Below are 15,890 nucleotides of genomic sequence, written 5' to 3'. Positions count from 1 at the left end.
AGGCCTACGCCACCAACACCATTTCCGGGTCTTTGTCGAACTCGACACCCACGAGACGGCTGACTCCCTGCGTCTGCATGGTTATGCCGTACATGCGGTCAGCCGCTTCCATCGTGCGCTTGTTGTGCGTCACGAGAACGAACTGCGTGGAGTCTGCGAAGGACCGGATGAGGTCCATGAAACGGTCCACGTTGGCATCGTCGAGCGGCGCGTCCACCTCGTCCAGAATGCAGAAGGGGCTGGGTTTGACGAGGTAGATGGAGAAGAGTAGAGCAATGGCCGTGAGGGTTTTCTCGCCTCCGGACAGCTGCGCCAGCACCGAGGGCTTCTTGCCACGCGGCTTCGCGAAGATCTCGATGTCGGATTCCAGTGGGTCGTCCGGATTCTGCAGCACGACGCGGGCGCTGGCATTCTCGCCAAAAAGGTGCTCGAACAGCTGCGAGAAGTTGGCCTGGATCGCCGCGAAGGTCTTTTCGAAGCGCTCAGAAGCCGTTGTATTGATTTCGGAGATGGTCTCCATGAGCGTGCCTTCCGCCTTCTCCAGGTCGGCAAGCTGCGTCTCCATAAACGTGAGGCGCTCCTTCTCCTCTTCGAAGGTCTCCAGGGCGAGCTCGTTGACCGGTCCCAGGTTGCGGATTCGCTGTCGCAGCTCCCGCACCTCTTCTCTCGCTGCGGACGCTTCAAAGTCTTCGGGCGGCTCGATTCGCGTCTCGGTCAGATCGATCTCGAAGTCCTCTCGGGTGGCAGCCAGAAGGTTTTCAGTGCGAGCCTCCAGATCAGCGGCCTTCACGTTGAGCGCGTTCTGCTCTTGAATGTGCTGCTCGCGTGTTCGGCGGAGGTCCCGCAGGGCGACGTCCAGTTCGGAGATCGCCACCTTGATTTCGCTCAGAGCATCCTTGGCAGTCAGTACCTCCCGTTCAATCGAGACCTTGTCCTGCTCCAGCAGGTCGATCGCCTCCTCGAGGTATTCGATGCGGTCGACAGCTTCCGTCTTCTGCTGTTCGAGATTTGCAATCTGTGCCGTACGGTTTTCGCGGCCCTGCTCCAGGCGCACAATCTCCTCCTCGACGCGCGACAGGTCCCGGTCCAGGTTTTCCAGATGGTTGCGCGCCTGAACAGCCGTCACCTTGGCTTCGCTGTAGCTGCCGATAGCAGTCCGGCCAGCGGCCTCGAGCGACTGGAATGCCTCCTCTTCCCTGGTCCGAACGGTCTCGATGTGTCCAACCCGTTCGAGTGCACCGGAGACGGCCTCGGATCGGGATGCGATGTCCTGTCTGTAGGCGTCAACGGCTTCAGAGAGTTCATTTCGACGCCGCAGCAATTCATCGATTCGCCGCGTCACGTTGTCACGCTCCATGGCGGCCCGGTCACCGGCCGAGCGGGTCTGGGAAGCGCGACTCAGCGCGTCCCTCAAAGCGCGCTCCGCTGCCGGGAGGTCGACAGCCGCAAGGGCCTGCTGCGCGCTCGTCGCCTCTTGCTGCAGGCGTGCCACATCCTGCTCGGCCGCCGACAGGTCGGTCCGAGCACGCTCGAGTTGCTCGCGGCGACCAAAACGGGCGGAGCCGGTCTCGCCGCTGGTTGCGCTGCCGCCGCACACCACCCCACCGTCGCGCACCCATTCGCCGGACGGCGAGAAACAGCGCGCGCCGGGGCCGGACAGCCTCAGCGCGGCGTCCAGGTCCTCGACGAGGTAGCAGTCGCCCAGCAGCACCCGAGCGAGCCGGCCGTACGCCGATTCGACGCGCACCAGATCGGTAAGCGGTCGAGCCTCCGAGGAGGGCGGCGCCGAGACGGAAACCTCCGGAAGCCGGTCCAACACAATGAACGTGGCGCGCCCTTTTTCCGAGTCGCGCAGTTTGGCGATGGCCCTGTGGGCTTCTTCCTGCGTGTGCACCACCAGACAGGACGCAAAATCACCCAGGGCTGCCTCAACCGCCGGGCCGTGCGATGGGTCACACCCAATCAGGTCAGCCACGGTGGCCAGCGCATGCTCGGACCAATCATCGTTCCCGGCCAGAAACTGTACCGACTCGGAGAAGTCGTCAAAACTGGCCAGCAGGCTTTCGAGCAGCCCCGTCTCTGCGCGCGCTGCGTCCATGCGACGCTGGGCATCCGCCAGAGTCTGCCGTGCCTCGGACAGTTTCGCCTGGCGCAACTCCTTGGTAGCGACGGAATCGTCCACTGCGGCGCGGGCCGCCTCCACGGCAGCCTCTGCCTCAGCCTTCGCTGCTTCGGCTGCCTCTGCGTTTCGCGCGGCCGTGTCAACCTGATCCTTGAGGGCGGACTCCCGCTCATCCAGCCCGGCCAGTTCCTCCTGCATCATCTCTACGCGGGAGGAGGACCGGTCAAGGTTTCGGCGCAGATCGGACAAGGCATCTGAGGCCTGTCGTTCTTCCGTGCGGGCAGCCTGAACGCGCTTTCGTTGCGATTCGACTGCCGCGACCGCCTGGTCCCGTTCGGCACGTGCAACGTCCAGCGCCTTCTCCGCCTCCTCGGTGGCCGGCTGTGCGCCCGCGATCGTCACCTGCAGCACTTCCAGAGACTCCGTCAGGTGCGTTGCGCGATGCTCCGCGTTCTTCTGATCCTCCGTCAGGCGCTGTATGTCTCGTTCGATAACCGCGAGACGTTCCCGAATCAGCCGCTCGTCAGACTGGGCTGCCCGAAGCTTCTCGACGTGGGCGCTAAGACGGGTTTGCGTAGCAACAAGCGCCTGCTCACGCTCAATGTGCCGAGTGCGCAGGTTTTCGTGCTCGGCTTCCCGCTCGGCCAGGCGGGCACCGTCTGCCTCCAGCACGTCGCCCAGTCGCGCCGTAGAATCGCCAATTCGCGCAGTCTCTCCCGTGAGATGATCGTATTGGGTCTGTGCAAGTGCGAGTTCCAGGGCGGACAGGCGCTCCTTGTGCGTCTTGAACCTGGACGCCTTCTTGGCCTGGCGCTCCAGAGAGCGCACGCGCTTCTGAAGCTCCTCGGTCAGGTCGCGCACGCGCGTAAGGTCGACCTGAGTCGCGCCCAGCTTGCGCAGCGTCTGGGCTCTGCGAATCTTGTACTTGGTGATGCCGGCAGCTTCCTCGAACAGGCGCCGACGATCCACGGCGTTGTCCGAAAGAAGCTCTTCAATCATCTTGAGCTCAATCACGGAATAGGCCCCGGCACCCATGCCGGTATCCATAAACAGATCCGTGATGTCCTTCAGCCGGCACTGCGTTCCGTTCAGCAGGTACTCGGACTCCCCCGAGCGGTAGAGCCGGCGTCCAATCGTGACCTCGTTGTACTCCGTGGGCAGGACACCGCGGTTGTTCTCGATGGTCAGCATTACCTCGGCCACGCCGAGCGCCTTCCGATTCCCGGCCCCGTTGAAGATGACGTTCTCCATCTTCTCCGAGCGCAGAATCCGGGCCCGCTGTTCGCCGATTGCCCAGCGAACGGCATCAACCACATTGGACTTGCCGCATCCGTTCGGTCCAACCACCACCGTTATTCCGGGGGCAAAATTGACTACCGTGCGGTCTGCGAAGCTCTTGAAGCCGTGAAGCTCCAGCTTACTCAGATACATGGGGGGCGATGATGGTGAACAGGCCTAATCGACTAATGAAACGGTGCCTAAAGCCGTTTTGCAAGGTCGTCTTTTCCACACGACAGGTGGGTACTTCTGGTTCCCTAACCGGAACAAATGCAGGGGTTTACGATCCGTGTAGTTGTCCACCGCAATTGGTACTTCCGTTATTGCGTCCGAACCAGCGCCGGACCAGACCGGTTTCGGTGCTACCTTGGCCTCAACGGAAGCCGCCTGCAGAAAGGTGTCTAACTGCCATTGAAAGGAGGTCTTTCTCTACGTATACAATAACGAGACAAGTCCGTTTTTCTCCCCACCCCTTGTCTATCCAGCACGAAGTAACACAGCTGCTGGTGCAGCACCGCGACGGCGACGAAGGCGCCTCCGGACAGTTATTTGCACTCGTCTACGACGAGCTGCATGCCATGGCGCACAGACAGCTACGCTTCCGGAGCCCCGGCGAGACCATCAATACGACTGGTCTCGTGCATGAGGCTTATCTGAAGCTGTTCAATCACAACGAGGCTGATTGGAATGATCGCGTGCACTTCTTTGCGGTCACGGCCCGGGCAATGCGTCAGATTCTGGTGGATCACGCCCGGGCAAATCGGGCGCAGAAACGAGGTGGCGACGCCCATCGCACCGAATTGGTGAGTGGCGTGCTCTACGAGGACGCCAGGTCCCTGGACCTGCTGGACCTGGAGGACGCCCTGACCCGACTTTCGCAGTTGAACCCGAGAATGGCGCAGATCGTGGAAATGCGCTTCTATGGCGGGATGTCGGTAGAGGAAATTGCGGTCGCCCTGGACCTGTCTTCCCGCACGGTGGACCGGGACTGGTTCAAGGCAAAGAGCTTCTTGTATCTGGCGCTAAAAGGAGAGGAGGAAAGCTGACGTGAAGCGGGTGTCGACAGAGCAGTGGAAGCGCATCGATACGATTGTTGACGGCGCACTGGACCTTCCTGAAGCGGAGCGGGCCGATTTTGTGGCGCGTGCATGCGGGGCTGACGAGGCGCTGCGAAAGGAGGTCATGGCCATGCTTGGTGCGGGCGAGGTAGCTGGCACTTTCCTCGAGAACCAGCAGCCTGAACTGCTGGGTGACATGCGCTCTGCCGTGCGCAAGGCCGCCGAGCCCAAGGACAACCTGATCGGCACACATGTCGGGCCCTACAGGCTCAAACGACCGATCGGTCGGGGCGGCATGGGCCAGGTGTACCTCGCCGTGCGTGACGATGAGTCCTACACCCGGTACGTGGCTGTCAAGGTGATCCGTCGTGGCATGGACACGGACGAGATCCTCAACCGGTTTCGGCAGGAGCGTCGCATCCTTGCCAGTTTGGCGCATCCCAACATCGCCCGACTGCTGGATGGTGGTGCCACCGAAGACGGCCTCTCATACTTCGTCATGGAGTACATCGAGGGAGAGCCGATCATCGAGTACTGCGATGCGCGCAAGATGCCGGTGCGCGAGCGACTCAAGCTGTTCCGCAAGGTGTGCGCGGCGGTTCAGTTTGCGCATCAGAATCTGATCGTACACCGTGACCTCAAGCCCTCGAATATTCTGGTCACGCCGGACGGGCGGCCGAAGCTGCTCGACTTCGGCATCGCCAAGGTGCTGAATCCGAATCTGGCCGGGTACACGGTTCCGATGACCCAGGCCGACATGCGGGTGATGACGCCCGAATACGCTTCACCGGAGCAGATGCGGGGCGGTGCGGTCACGACGGCGAGTGACGTCTACCAACTCGGCATTCTGCTCTACGAGTTGCTTACCGGGTCGCGCCCGCACGATACGAGCGGTCGCACGCGGAAGGAGATCGAGGACATCATCCTGACCAAGGATCCGGAGCGCCCGAGTACTGCCATCAGTCAGGTGTCTCCGGAGACTGTCAAGAAGCGCACTCACCGGGACGACGTCAACGCGCTGCGGAAGACGCTGTCGGGAGACCTGGACCGCATCGTGCTCATGGCGCTGCGGAAGGAGCCGGACCGCCGCTACCCGTCGGTAGACCTGCTGCAGGAAGATGTGCGCCGCTTTCTGGAGGGTCTACCCGTGTCGGCACAGGCAGATACGCTCGGGTACCGGGCCTCCAAATTCGTCCAGCGCCACAAGGTCGGGGTCGCCGCCTCCGCGGCGCTGATCGCGCTCATGATTGCGGTGACCGTGCTGGCTGTGCGCTTTGCGCTCGTCACGGGAGAGCAGGCAGAGCGCATTGCGATGGCCGCAACAAAGACCGAGCAGGTCAGTCGATTCCTGGTCGGCACCTTCCAGTGGGCCGACCCCGACCTGTCCGGCGGCCGGGACGTCACGGTCAACGAACTCGTCGACCGGGCCGTGGCGCAGGTGGATCAGGAGCTTGCAGGACAGCCGGAGGTGCACTCCCATATGCTCATGGAATTGGGCATCGCCTATCGCGAAATGGGCAACCTGGAGGCCGCGGGCGGACTGCTCGAACGTTCACTGGCCATGCGTCGCGCGGACCCCGACACACCGCCCATGGACCTGGCCGCCAGTCTCTTTCACCTCGGCATTCAGCGCGATTGGCGGGGCGACTGGCAGGAAGCCAAGGATTTGCATGAGGAGGCGCTGGCCATTCGCCTTGAAGAGGAAGGTCCTGGCGGGGTGGAGGTGGCCCGCTCCTACAACGCCCTCACCGCTCCGTACACCCACGCGGGCCGCGCCGAAGAAATGGTCCCCCTGCTGGAGCAAGCCCTTGCGACGGTCCGGCAGACGGAGGGGGTGCGAAACTTTGAGTACGGAGAGTTCCTCAGCAGTCTGGCGTATATCAAACACGAGCTGGGTCTGATCCAGGACTCAAGCGATCTGCTGGCCGAAGCGGAGCAGGCCTATCGGGAGTCGCTGGACATCTTCCTGGATGTTCTGGGCCAGGAGCACCCGAACGTGGGTTCGATGTACACAAACATTGGCGCGTTCATGCAGGATACCGGCCAGTATGCCGAGGCCGAGCAGCTGCATCGCATGGGCTTCCAGGTGAAGCAGAAGGTGTATGGTGATCGGCACACCCTGGTCGGGAATTCCGTCAGCCACATCGCCCGTGCGCTCTACGCCCAGGGCCGAACCGAGGAAGCCGAAAGTCTCTTCCGCGAGGCGCTGGCGCGCCACCTGGACACGCTTGGGCCGGATCACCCCTATGTGGGACGTGACCGGGCCATCCTGGCAAACCTGCTGATCGACACGGGTGAGACCGTCGAAGCCGAGCGTCAGCTCATCCAGGCGATGGAGGTCTATCGCAAGGGTCTTCCTCCGACACACGGATGGATCACGCAGGCGCGCGAGGCACTGGAACGGTTGTACGCCGAGACCGGACAGGAAGCGCGGAGCGGCCTGTACTAGACCTCACCGGACAAGCCAACGCCGTCAGGCTTCTGCGGGCTCTTCGTGTGGCAGCGTCTCGAACGTGAGGCCGGACCCGTCGTCCGCCAGATCGATGCGGATAGTTTCTCCTGCCTGAATCCACCCCGACAGCAGTTCCTCGGCGAGCTTGTTGGTTACCTCCCGCTGAATGACACGCTTCAGCGGCCGCGCGCCAAATACCGGGTCGAAGCCCTTGTCTCCAAGCCAGTGGCGCGCACTGTCGGTGACCTCCAGCTCAACCTCGGCACTGCGCGCGGCCAGCCCGCGCACGTGCTCGACCTGCAGGTCCACGATGCGGCCGATGGCCTCCCGGTTCAGCGGGTGGAAAACCACGGTTTCGTCGATGCGGTTCAGGAATTCAGGCCGCAGCCGTGCCTTCAGCAGCGTCATCACCTCATCCTTCAGGCGTTCCTCGGCGGCATCAGACAGGTCTCCGTCGAGGGCGTCGATGCGCTCACGGATCACCTCTGAGCCGAGGTTCGACGTCATGATGATGATGCTGTTCTTGAAGTCCACCGTGCGACCCTGATTGTCGGTCAGGCGCCCATCGTCCAGGACCTGGAGCAGGATGTTGAAGACCTCGGGATGCGCCTTTTCGATTTCATCGAGCAGGACCACGGCGTAGGGACGGCGTCGGACCTGCTCGGTCAGCTGGCCGCCCTCTTCATAGCCCACGTATCCGGGAGGCGCTCCAACCAGGCGAGACACCGCGTGTCGCTCCTGATATTCGCTCATGTCGATGCGCACCAGGGCGTGCTCGTCGTTGAACAGGAATTCGGCGAGCGCCTTCGCCAGCTCGGTCTTGCCGACTCCGGTGGTGCCCAGGAAGATGAATGAGCCGATGGGGCGACTCTCTTCCTGCAGCCCCGCGCGGCCACGACGTACGGCATTGGAGACGGCTGAAATGGCTTCCGGCTGGCCGATCACGCGACCCTCCAGTTCCTCTTCCATGCGCAGCAGCTTGGCCCGCTCGCTCTCAAGCATGCGGGAGACCGGAATCCCGGTCCAGCGGGCAACAATCGAGGCTACGTCTTCGGCATCGATCTCTTCCTTGAGCAGCGCGCCGTTCGACTGGATAGAAAGCAGGCGCTCCTTGGTCTGTTCGACGGCCCGTTCCAGCTCGGGAATCCTGCCGTACCGGATTTCGGCGACTTCGCCGTACTCGCCCTTGCGCTCCAGCGTCTCCGCCTCCAGGCGCGCCTCTTCGATCTCCTCCTTGGCGGCGCGCAGCTCCTGAATGAGCTCCTTCTCCTGCTGCCAGCGGGCTCGCAGCGCCGTGCGTTTCTCTTCGAGGTTGGCCAGCTGCTCCCCGATCGAGGAGAGTTTGGCTTCATCTTTCTCGCGCTTGACGGCTTCCCGCTCGATTTCGAGCTGGCGAATCTGGCGTTCCAGCTGATCCAGTTCCTCCGGCATGGAGTCGATTTCGATGCGCAGCCGTGACGCGGCCTCATCGATCAGATCGATGGCCTTGTCCGGCAGAAACCGGTCGGTGATGTAGCGGCTGGACAGCTGGGCAGCTGCCACCAGCGCGCCGTCCGTAATGCGAACGCCATGGTGCACCTCGTAGCGCTCCTTGATGCCCCGAAGGATCGAAATGGTATCCTCCTGGCTGGGCTCGGCGACAAGCACCATCTGGAAGCGTCGCTCCAGCGCCTTGTCCTTCTCGAGGTACTTGCGGTACTCGTCGAGCGTCGTTGCGCCGATGGCCCGCAGTTCACCTCGAGCCAGGGCAGGCTTGAGAATGTTGGCGGCGTCCATCGCACCTTCGGAGGCTCCGGCACCCACGAGCGTGTGGATCTCGTCAATGAACAGCACAATCTGGCCGTCGGCCTCGGTGACCTCTTTGACCACGGCCTTGAGGCGGTCCTCGAATTCGCCGCGGTACTTTGCGCCGGCGATCAGCGCGCCCATGTCCAGCGCGAGGATGCGCCGGTCCTTGAGACCCTCGGGCACGTCTCCCTGCACGATGCGGATGGCGAGCCCTTCGGCGATGGCGGTTTTTCCAACCCCGGGCTCGCCGACCAGCACCGGGTTGTTCTTGGTGCGGCGTGCGAGAATCTGAAGCACACGACGAATCTCATCATCGCGGCCGATGACCGGATCGATCTTGCCTTTTCGGGCAAGCTCGTTGAGGTCCCTTGTGTATCGGTCGAGGGCCTGGTACCGGCTCTCTGCATGCTGATCGGTTACCCGCTGGGTGCCGCGCACGTCCTTGAGCACGCCGAGGATGCGCTCCTTGGAGACATTCTGGCTCTTCAGCGCCTCGCCGATTCCGTCAGCGGAAGCAGAAAGGGCGATGAGCACATGCTCGCTGGCGACAAAATCATCCTTGAGCAGCTCGGCCTCGGCCAGTGCGCGGTCGAACACCTTCTTGGCCTCCTTGCCCACGTACTGCCCCGAGACGCTCGACCCTGTCACGACGGGCAGTTTTTCCAGCTCCTGCTGGGTCCTGTTTAGCAGCAGGTCCCGGTTGGCCCCCAACTTTTCCAGGATGGAGGGCACCACGCCGCCCTCGTCGTGGAGAAAGGCGTGCAGCAGGTGCGCCGGCTCCAGGCCCTGGTGATTGCGGGACTGGGCAAGCTCGACAGCCTTCTGGATGACCTCCTGGGCCTTGGCCGTAAACTTCTGCAGATTCATAAAGCGGGTATTCCGGTCAAAATGTCAGTCAGATCCACGAATTGGGGATCTGCCCACTACCGGACCAACGCTGTGCCAATCCCGCGAATCTGCCGTCGTGTCAGTGCTGGTGCTCGTCTGCTGCTGTCTCCTCCGCCGGTTCTGCCGAGTCGGCAGCGGCTCCGCCGGATGTGGCAGCAGCGAGATCAACGGCCTGGAAGACGGCCACCCGCACCGGACCCGACCCGTTGATGCGCAGTCCGACTCGGCCTGGTTCAAAGGCGCCACCATGGCCGTGGATGCGCATCTCGGTGTCTACATAGCTCCGGAAGTGGGTGCCGTCCACCACCACGCGGATATCCTGCCAACCCGGCGTTTCCTGTGCTTCGGTAGCCTGAACCAGCAGGTCCGCGTTCTCCGTGCGGCCCAGACGCATCGTTCCGCCGCCAAGCGACGTGAACCCGTATGAGCCGTCTTCCTGCACGTGGTGGGACACGAGCAGGGACCCGTCGAACTCGGAAAGATCCACCTTCATGTCTACCTGCAGGCGGTCGATGGTCGGCTCAAACAGGAACAGGGTCGGCTCATCTGCAGACAACTCGAGCACATCGCCCAACTCACCGGCGTCGACCAGTGCGGACCGCAGGCCTTCCCGGCTCCCCTCGACAAACTCAACGTCATCCAACCAGCCGCCCGCGGTGGCGGGCAGCCAGAGCACGCCCGTATCCGTGAGCTCGACGCCGGAGGAGCCTTCCGTTTGCTGGATCACCGGCGTTGCGGGTCGATTCTCCACGGCCTCCACGCCTACACCATACCGGAAGACCAGCTCGGCCCCGTGGGTGGCCGTGTGGGTCAGGAGCAAAAGCCCGGCAACGCCGACTACAAAAAAGCCGATTCGGAACACGGCCTTTGCTGACGCTGCGCTGAAGGCCGTAGCTCCCCGAAGCAATGCGTAGCCGCCGAAAAACCACATGGTGTACTTGCCCAGGTCGGCATGTTCGGTAAGGACTGCGTTGGCCTCGGTGGGCAAAAACACGGAGTCCGCAGCCAGCGTACCGGTATACCAGGTGGCTACTGCGGCGACGGCTCCGATTCCGTACATCCAATCCGCGATGCGGCGGAACGAGCCCCGGTCCCGGGTCACGAGACCAATGAGGTCCATGCTGGCCGCTCCAAACAGCAGTGCGATCGGAAAGTGGAGCACCAACGGATGGAAATTGGGTGCCCAGTCAGGAAGCAGATCCATGGCGTTGCCTAAAGTGAGTCCGGGTATACCTCAGCCGGTCTCGGAAGTTACTCCCGGGTGAGGGCAATGCGGGCAGGGAATTTGGATCGCATCGGCGGGATTCGCGTTGACCGCGCCATGGCAGAAGAGGAGGACAGCGGCAATTCGTCCGACCAGGACTGGTGGGACCGATTCCAGAAACTGCTGGATGACCAGAACGACTGGCCGTCGGCGTACACGTTCAAATTTATCGTGCCGTCCGGCAGTCTGGACGCACTGAAGCAGGTATTCGGTCAGGTCGACCTGGCGGTGCGTGAGTCACGGAAAGGCAACTTCCTGTCGGTGACCGCCGTGATGACCATGCACTCGAGCGATGAGGTGGTTGCCATGTACCACGCCGCGGGAAGAGTGGAGGGCGTGATCTCGCTGTGAGGCGTCGCGCTGTGGCGTCAGGTCTTCAGGCCGAGGTATCGAACCGGCTTCCGGCCTGCCGGGGACCGGGCTCGTAGGTCGTGCGCTCGCCGGGCTGAGGCTCCGGCATCGTCTTGACCTCGCTCTGCTTGATGGCCCCCATGCGGGTGTACGCGCCTGAGATAAACGGCGACTTCTTGCCGACTTCGCCACGCGTCAGGTTCAGAATGTAGGCCTCTTCCTGCTGCTCACGTTCAGAGCGCTCCTCGTCCTTCCGGCGCTGATCGCGGCGGTTCTGACGGTCGACGGGTTCGACGCGGCGTTCGTGATGTAGTGATTCGATTCGCATGGGACTCCGGGCCTCCCCAGTTGTATCGGCCACTATAGCAGCACGCTTAAATCATGCCAGAACCCGATCTCGCACCAGATTCCGCAGAGTCTCGAGCACCAGATCCACCTCATCGCTGGTGTTGTAATGGGCCAGGCCGATGCGCAGGAGACCGCCCCTGTCGTGGTAGCCCAACTCGCGAATGACCTCCATCGCGTAATAGTCCCCGTCCCACACAAAAATGCCCTGCGCCGCGAGGTGCTCGGCAGCCTTGCGGGCATGCATGCCCGGATCCAGTATGACGGTCGGCACGCGGTCTGCCGGAGCGTCGGTGATCCCGAACACCCGGATTCCATCCATGGCCAGAAGCCCATCGATCAGTCGCGTGCAGAGGGCGTGCTCATGGGTCGCGATGTCCTGCATTGCCGAGACCAGGCGTTCCCGTCTCGTGGAGCCTGACCCGAGCGTCTCGAGGTATTCGACCGTACCGAGGGTGCCGGCGATGCCTTCATGCGATAGCGTGCCGGTCTCGTGGCGGATCGGCAGTGTGTCCTCCGCAGGGCGCACCTTGTAGGCAGGCAGTGACTCCAGATGCTTCTGCCGGCCCCAAAGCATGCCCTGATGGGGTCCAAAAAACTTGTAGGCCGAGCACACAAGGAAGTCGCATCCCAGGTGCTGAACGTCCGTAACGCCATGTGGCACATACTGAACGGCGTCCACATAGGACAGCGCCCCCACCTCGGCCGCCATAGCGCACATCTGCCTGACGGGATTGATGGTACCGAGAGCGTTCGAGGCATAGTTGATGGCCACTAGCGCCGTGCGCGCCGACAGGAGCCCCGCGTACGTGTCCATGTCGTAGCGAAACGTGCCGGTGTCGAACGGTAGCCATCGCACCGTCAGCCCGAGGTCCCTTGCGAGCAGGAGCCACGGCGAGATGTTCGCGTCGTGATCCATTCGGGTGACGATGATCTCATCGCCCGGCCTGAACCGCTGACCGAGCGTGCGGGACATCGCAAACGTCAGCGTCGTCATGTTTTGCCCGAACACGATCTCTCGCCAGGAGGAGGCTCCGAGCAGGTCTGCCACCGCAGCGTGCGCCTCATCCAGCATGCGGTCGCTCTCGACGCTGGTGACGAAGGCACCCCCGCCGTTCGCATTCATGCGGATGAGATAGTCCGTGGTTCGGTCGATCACGGGCTGCGCGACCTGGGTGCCGCCCGGGTTGTCCAGGTACACCCGAGGTCGTCCTGCGTCGGTGATGGAGAGGGCCGGAAACGCAGCGCGAACGGCCGCAGGGTCTAGAGGCATGGCAGCGGAAGAGGTTGCCGCCAATCTACGCGAGGGCGCTCGAAACGGGTCAGGTAAACTGTTGTTAGCCGCGGGCAGGCCCGCTATTCTGCCGGCCCACCACCGCTCCCGGCCATGCGCATTCGCTCCCTTCTGCTTCTGCTCCTGATTCTGGCGCTCCCGGGCCCTGTTCAGGCCCAGGTCGTGATCGATGCGGCCCGTGCTTTTGACGGTGAGGCCATGCGACACGACGTGCGACTCGTGATCCGGGATGGACGCATCGCGGAGATCGGGCCACGCAGCGAGATCGCCGTTCCCCGAGAGGCGGAGCGCATCACGTTGGACGACCGTCATACGCTGCTGCCCGGGCTCATCGAAGGACACTCCCACATCCTCCTGCACCCGTACAGCGAGACGTCCTGGAATGACCAGGTTCTCGTGGAGAGCCGGGCCGAGCGAGTCGCTCGCGCCGTCGTGCACGTGGATCGCTCCCTGCAGGCCGGGTTCACAACCATGCGCGACCTCGGCTCCGAGGGCGCTGACTACGCGGACGTCGGTGTACGCACGGCGATCAACAAAGGCATCATTCCTGGCCCGGATCTGCTGGTGGCCGGGCGCGCCATTGTAGCTACCGGCAGCTACGGCCCCAGAGGGTTCCACCCGGAGGTGAGCGTGCCGCTGGGTGCGGAGCCTGCGGACGCGGGCGATCTGGTGCGCGTGACCCGCGACCAGATTGGCAAGGGCGCCGACTTCATCAAGGTATACGCCGACTACCGGTGGGGCCCCGACGGGGAAGCGCGGCCGACGTTCAGCGTTGATGAGCTGCGAACGATCGTGGAAACGGCCGCCAGCAGCGGCAGGCAAACCGTAGCCCACGCGGCGACGACCGAGGGCATGCGCCGGGCCATCGAAGCGGGTGTTACCACCATCGAGCATGGGGACGGCGGCACGCCGGAGGTGTTTGCACTCATGGCGCGAGAGGGCGTGGTCTGGTATCCGACCCTGGCTGCCGTCGAATCCATTCTCTCCTACAGGGGCTGGCGCAAGGGCATGGACCCGGTGCCGGAGCGCATCGCCCGGAAGAAGGTCGCATTTGCCTCCGCCCTGGAGGCGGGCACAGCGATAGGCATGGGGGGCGATGTGGGGGTGTACCACCACGGCGAGAACGCGCTCGAAATGGAGCTGATGGTGGAGTACGGCATGCAACCTCTGGCGGTACTGCACGCCGCGACGGCGCTGAATGCAGACCGCTTTGACCTGTCGGATCGGGGGCGGCTGAACCGCGGGCTTCGCGCAGATCTGGTAGCTGTGCGGGGAGATCCATCGCAGGACATCTCCGCAGTGCGCGATGTGGCTCTGGTGATCCAGCGGGGGATGATGGTGCGCAACGAACTGGGGGACGGCGAATGAGACGGGTTCTGGTCCTGGTCGGGCTTCTTGCGGTAGCCCTGCCGGTTGCGGCGCAGGTGGACGGCGTCCTGCAGGTGGACGATGGGCTCTACCGGTTTTTGTTCAGGCAGCAGCTTCAGGGACGTCTTCCGGGCGCGCATCTGACGCATCAGCCCCTGTCGGCGGGCGATGCGCAGGGCTACCTGGACTCGCTGCTGGTGCACCGCGCGCGCCTGTCCCGGGTGGATCAGCAGCTGCTGGATCGGTACCGGCGAACAGAAACGGGCCCCGGTGCCGACTGGGTTAACCGGCGTTTTGCAAGACTCTACAGCAACGGACACGATCTGATCGGGGCGTCCGATGACGACTGGTCGGTATCCGTCAACCCCATATTTGTCGGGTCCTGGGGCTTGGGCCGGCGCACCGCCGGAAAGGGAGCGGACGATGCTCCGGCCGTATGGCAGAACACGCGTGGAACGCACATCGCGGGAAGTATCGGTCCCTGGTTCTTCTTTGAGGGGCGGTTCACCGAGAACTCCCAGCGTGTGGTCGAGGGAATCTCACAAGACGGATCGGTACCGCGAAGGGGCTTTGCGAAGCTGGAGGATGGAGTCTACAACTGGATGGACGCGGTGGGCGTCGTCGGTGCGAGAGGCAAGTACCTGGAAGCCCGATTCGGGCGGGACAGGTTGCGGTGGGGGCACGCGCTGGCCAGTCCCTACCTGTCCAACTACGCGCCGGCGTTCGACCATGTGCTGCTGAAGGCCCGGTTCTGGCGCCTGGAATATGTCAGCCTGTTCAGCGGGTACAGCTCGTCTCGCGCACCCGGGTTTGTGCGCGGTGATCAGGTGCGGCGCCGCAAGTACGGCTCCACCCACCGACTGGCCGTGCACCTGCCCGGGCGCCTTGAGGTCAGCATCTTCGAGACGGTGGTGTTCGCCACGGACTCTCTGGAAGTGCGGGAGCGGTTTGACCTGTCGTATGCCAACCCGGTCATCTTTCTTCGAGCGGTCGAGCGCGACCGGGGCAGCCCGGACAACGTGCTCCTCGGTGCCAGCGCCGCCTGGACACCGGTGCGCGGAGCCCGCGTATTTGTAGAGCTGCTTCTGGACGAGTTCAAGGCCGATGCGGTCGGCAAGGAGTGGTGGGCCAACAAATGGGTCTGGAACTGGGGACTGCATGCTGCGCCGGTCGATGGGCTGACCGCTCGCATGGAGGTGGCGCGCCTGCGCCCGTTCATGTACAGTCACGACGACGAGATTGACGCGTTCGTGCATTTTGGCGACCTGCTTGGTCATCCGGCCGGTCCCAACGCCTGGGACTATACGCTTGCGTTGGACTGGCAGGTCTCACCGCGGTTGCGGCTGGCCTCCACGACGGCGGTGACCCGCCGGGGGCGGAACGACGGCGCCATCAACTACGGAAGCGATCCCCTGATCGACTACGAGGCAGGGCGCGACGATGACTTTGGACATGCCATCCTCCAGGGTATCCGCCAGCGGCAGATCCTGTCGGAGTCCCTGGTAAGCTTTGAGTTGTTGCCGACTCTGTTCGCAGAGGCAGCGCTCCGGTACCAGTCTCTGGACGATGCGGAGACGGGCCTGGATCGCTGGGTGACGCCATTCCTGCAGCTGCAGTGGGGGATGCCGTTCCCGTCCGAGCGCTGGTAGCGCCGGAATTCGGGCCAGGCACGCGGGCGGCGG

Annotated in this window: 10 protein-coding genes; 5 read left to right on the top strand and 5 right to left on the bottom strand. The window is 63.4% G+C overall.

Translation table 11 applies throughout. The features are described from left to right. Window positions 1-4: 4 nt before the first annotated feature. Window positions 5-3,553 carry a chromosome segregation protein SMC gene (smc, locus tag JJ896_02210; GenBank protein MBO6778443.1) on the bottom strand — a complete coding sequence of 1,183 codons (3,549 nt, stop codon included), beginning with the start codon at window positions 3,551-3,553 and terminating at the stop codon, window positions 5-7. 353 nt (window positions 3,554-3,906) lie between these two features. Between smc and JJ896_02205 the strand changes: the two genes are divergently transcribed. Together JJ896_02205 and JJ896_02200 are read left to right on the top strand one after the other, a co-directional pair. Beyond that, window positions 3,907-4,446 (top strand): sigma-70 family RNA polymerase sigma factor, encoded by a 540-nt coding sequence (locus JJ896_02205; GenBank protein ID MBO6778442.1) that lies wholly within the window; start codon window positions 3,907-3,909, stop codon window positions 4,444-4,446. A gap of 1 nt (window position 4,447) precedes the next feature. Beyond that, the gene (locus JJ896_02200; GenBank protein MBO6778441.1) at window positions 4,448-6,907 is read left to right on the top strand and encodes a serine/threonine protein kinase; all 2,460 of its coding nucleotides are present in this window, start codon (window positions 4,448-4,450) and stop codon (window positions 6,905-6,907) included. Between the two features lie 24 nt (window positions 6,908-6,931). On the opposite strand, the gene clpB is transcribed toward JJ896_02200, so the two are convergent. Continuing rightward, window positions 6,932-9,565, bottom strand: a complete 2,634-nt coding sequence (clpB, locus tag JJ896_02195) for an ATP-dependent chaperone ClpB (GenBank protein MBO6778440.1) — start codon at window positions 9,563-9,565, stop codon at window positions 6,932-6,934. 100 nt (window positions 9,566-9,665) lie between these two features. After that, a complete protein-coding gene (locus JJ896_02190) occupies window positions 9,666-10,790 on the bottom strand; it encodes a hypothetical protein (GenBank protein ID MBO6778439.1) in 1,125 nt (374 codons plus the stop codon). A gap of 117 nt (window positions 10,791-10,907) precedes the next feature. Here JJ896_02190 and JJ896_02185 point away from each other — a divergent pair, with 117 nt between their 5' ends. After that, window positions 10,908-11,201: a DUF493 domain-containing protein gene (locus tag JJ896_02185; GenBank protein ID MBO6778438.1), complete on the top strand. Its 294-nt coding sequence runs from the start codon at window positions 10,908-10,910 to the stop codon at window positions 11,199-11,201. 25 nt (window positions 11,202-11,226) lie between these two features. Here JJ896_02185 and JJ896_02180 read toward each other — a convergent pair whose 3' ends face one another. Both JJ896_02180 and JJ896_02175 read right to left on the bottom strand, forming a co-directional pair. Further along, window positions 11,227-11,529 carry a hypothetical protein gene (locus JJ896_02180; protein MBO6778437.1) on the bottom strand — a complete coding sequence of 101 codons (303 nt, stop codon included), beginning with the start codon at window positions 11,527-11,529 and terminating at the stop codon, window positions 11,227-11,229. A gap of 51 nt (window positions 11,530-11,580) precedes the next feature. After that, window positions 11,581-12,819, bottom strand: a complete 1,239-nt coding sequence (locus JJ896_02175) for a cysteine desulfurase-like protein (GenBank protein ID MBO6778436.1) — start codon at window positions 12,817-12,819, stop codon at window positions 11,581-11,583. Window positions 12,820-12,933: 114 nt separating this feature from the next. Between JJ896_02175 and JJ896_02170 the strand changes: the two genes are divergently transcribed. Further along, window positions 12,934-14,208: an amidohydrolase family protein gene (locus JJ896_02170; protein MBO6778435.1), complete on the top strand. Its 1,275-nt coding sequence runs from the start codon at window positions 12,934-12,936 to the stop codon at window positions 14,206-14,208. Further along, window positions 14,205-15,857: a hypothetical protein gene (locus JJ896_02165; protein ID MBO6778434.1), complete on the top strand. Its 1,653-nt coding sequence runs from the start codon at window positions 14,205-14,207 to the stop codon at window positions 15,855-15,857. The genes JJ896_02170 and JJ896_02165 overlap by 4 nt, the downstream gene beginning before the upstream one ends. The last annotated feature ends 33 nt before the right edge of the window (window positions 15,858-15,890 follow it).

This window comes from Rhodothermales bacterium (genome assembly GCA_017643395.1).
Taxonomy (GTDB): Bacteria; Bacteroidota; Rhodothermia; order Rhodothermales; family UBA10348; genus JABDJZ01.
This window is presented reverse-complemented; position numbering and strand designations above follow the sequence as displayed.

What these genes read in the sequence shown, in the direction of transcription:
- smc (MBO6778443.1), bottom strand. Translation starts at nt 3,553, where the DNA reads ATGTATCTGAGTAAGCTGGAGCTTCACGGCTTCAAGAGCTTCGCAGAC.
- clpB (MBO6778440.1), bottom strand. Translation starts at nt 9,565, where the DNA reads ATGAATCTGCAGAAGTTTACGGCCAAGGCCCAGGAGGTCATCCAGAAG.
- JJ896_02190 (MBO6778439.1), bottom strand. Translation starts at nt 10,790, where the DNA reads ATGGATCTGCTTCCTGACTGGGCACCCAATTTCCATCCGTTGGTGCTC.
- JJ896_02185 (MBO6778438.1), top strand. Translation starts at nt 10,908, where the DNA reads ATGGCAGAAGAGGAGGACAGCGGCAATTCGTCCGACCAGGACTGGTGG.
- JJ896_02180 (MBO6778437.1), bottom strand. Translation starts at nt 11,529, where the DNA reads ATGCGAATCGAATCACTACATCACGAACGCCGCGTCGAACCCGTCGAC.
- JJ896_02175 (MBO6778436.1), bottom strand. Translation starts at nt 12,819, where the DNA reads ATGCCTCTAGACCCTGCGGCCGTTCGCGCTGCGTTTCCGGCCCTCTCC.
- JJ896_02170 (MBO6778435.1), top strand. Translation starts at nt 12,934, where the DNA reads ATGCGCATTCGCTCCCTTCTGCTTCTGCTCCTGATTCTGGCGCTCCCG.
- JJ896_02165 (MBO6778434.1), top strand. Translation starts at nt 14,205, where the DNA reads ATGAGACGGGTTCTGGTCCTGGTCGGGCTTCTTGCGGTAGCCCTGCCG.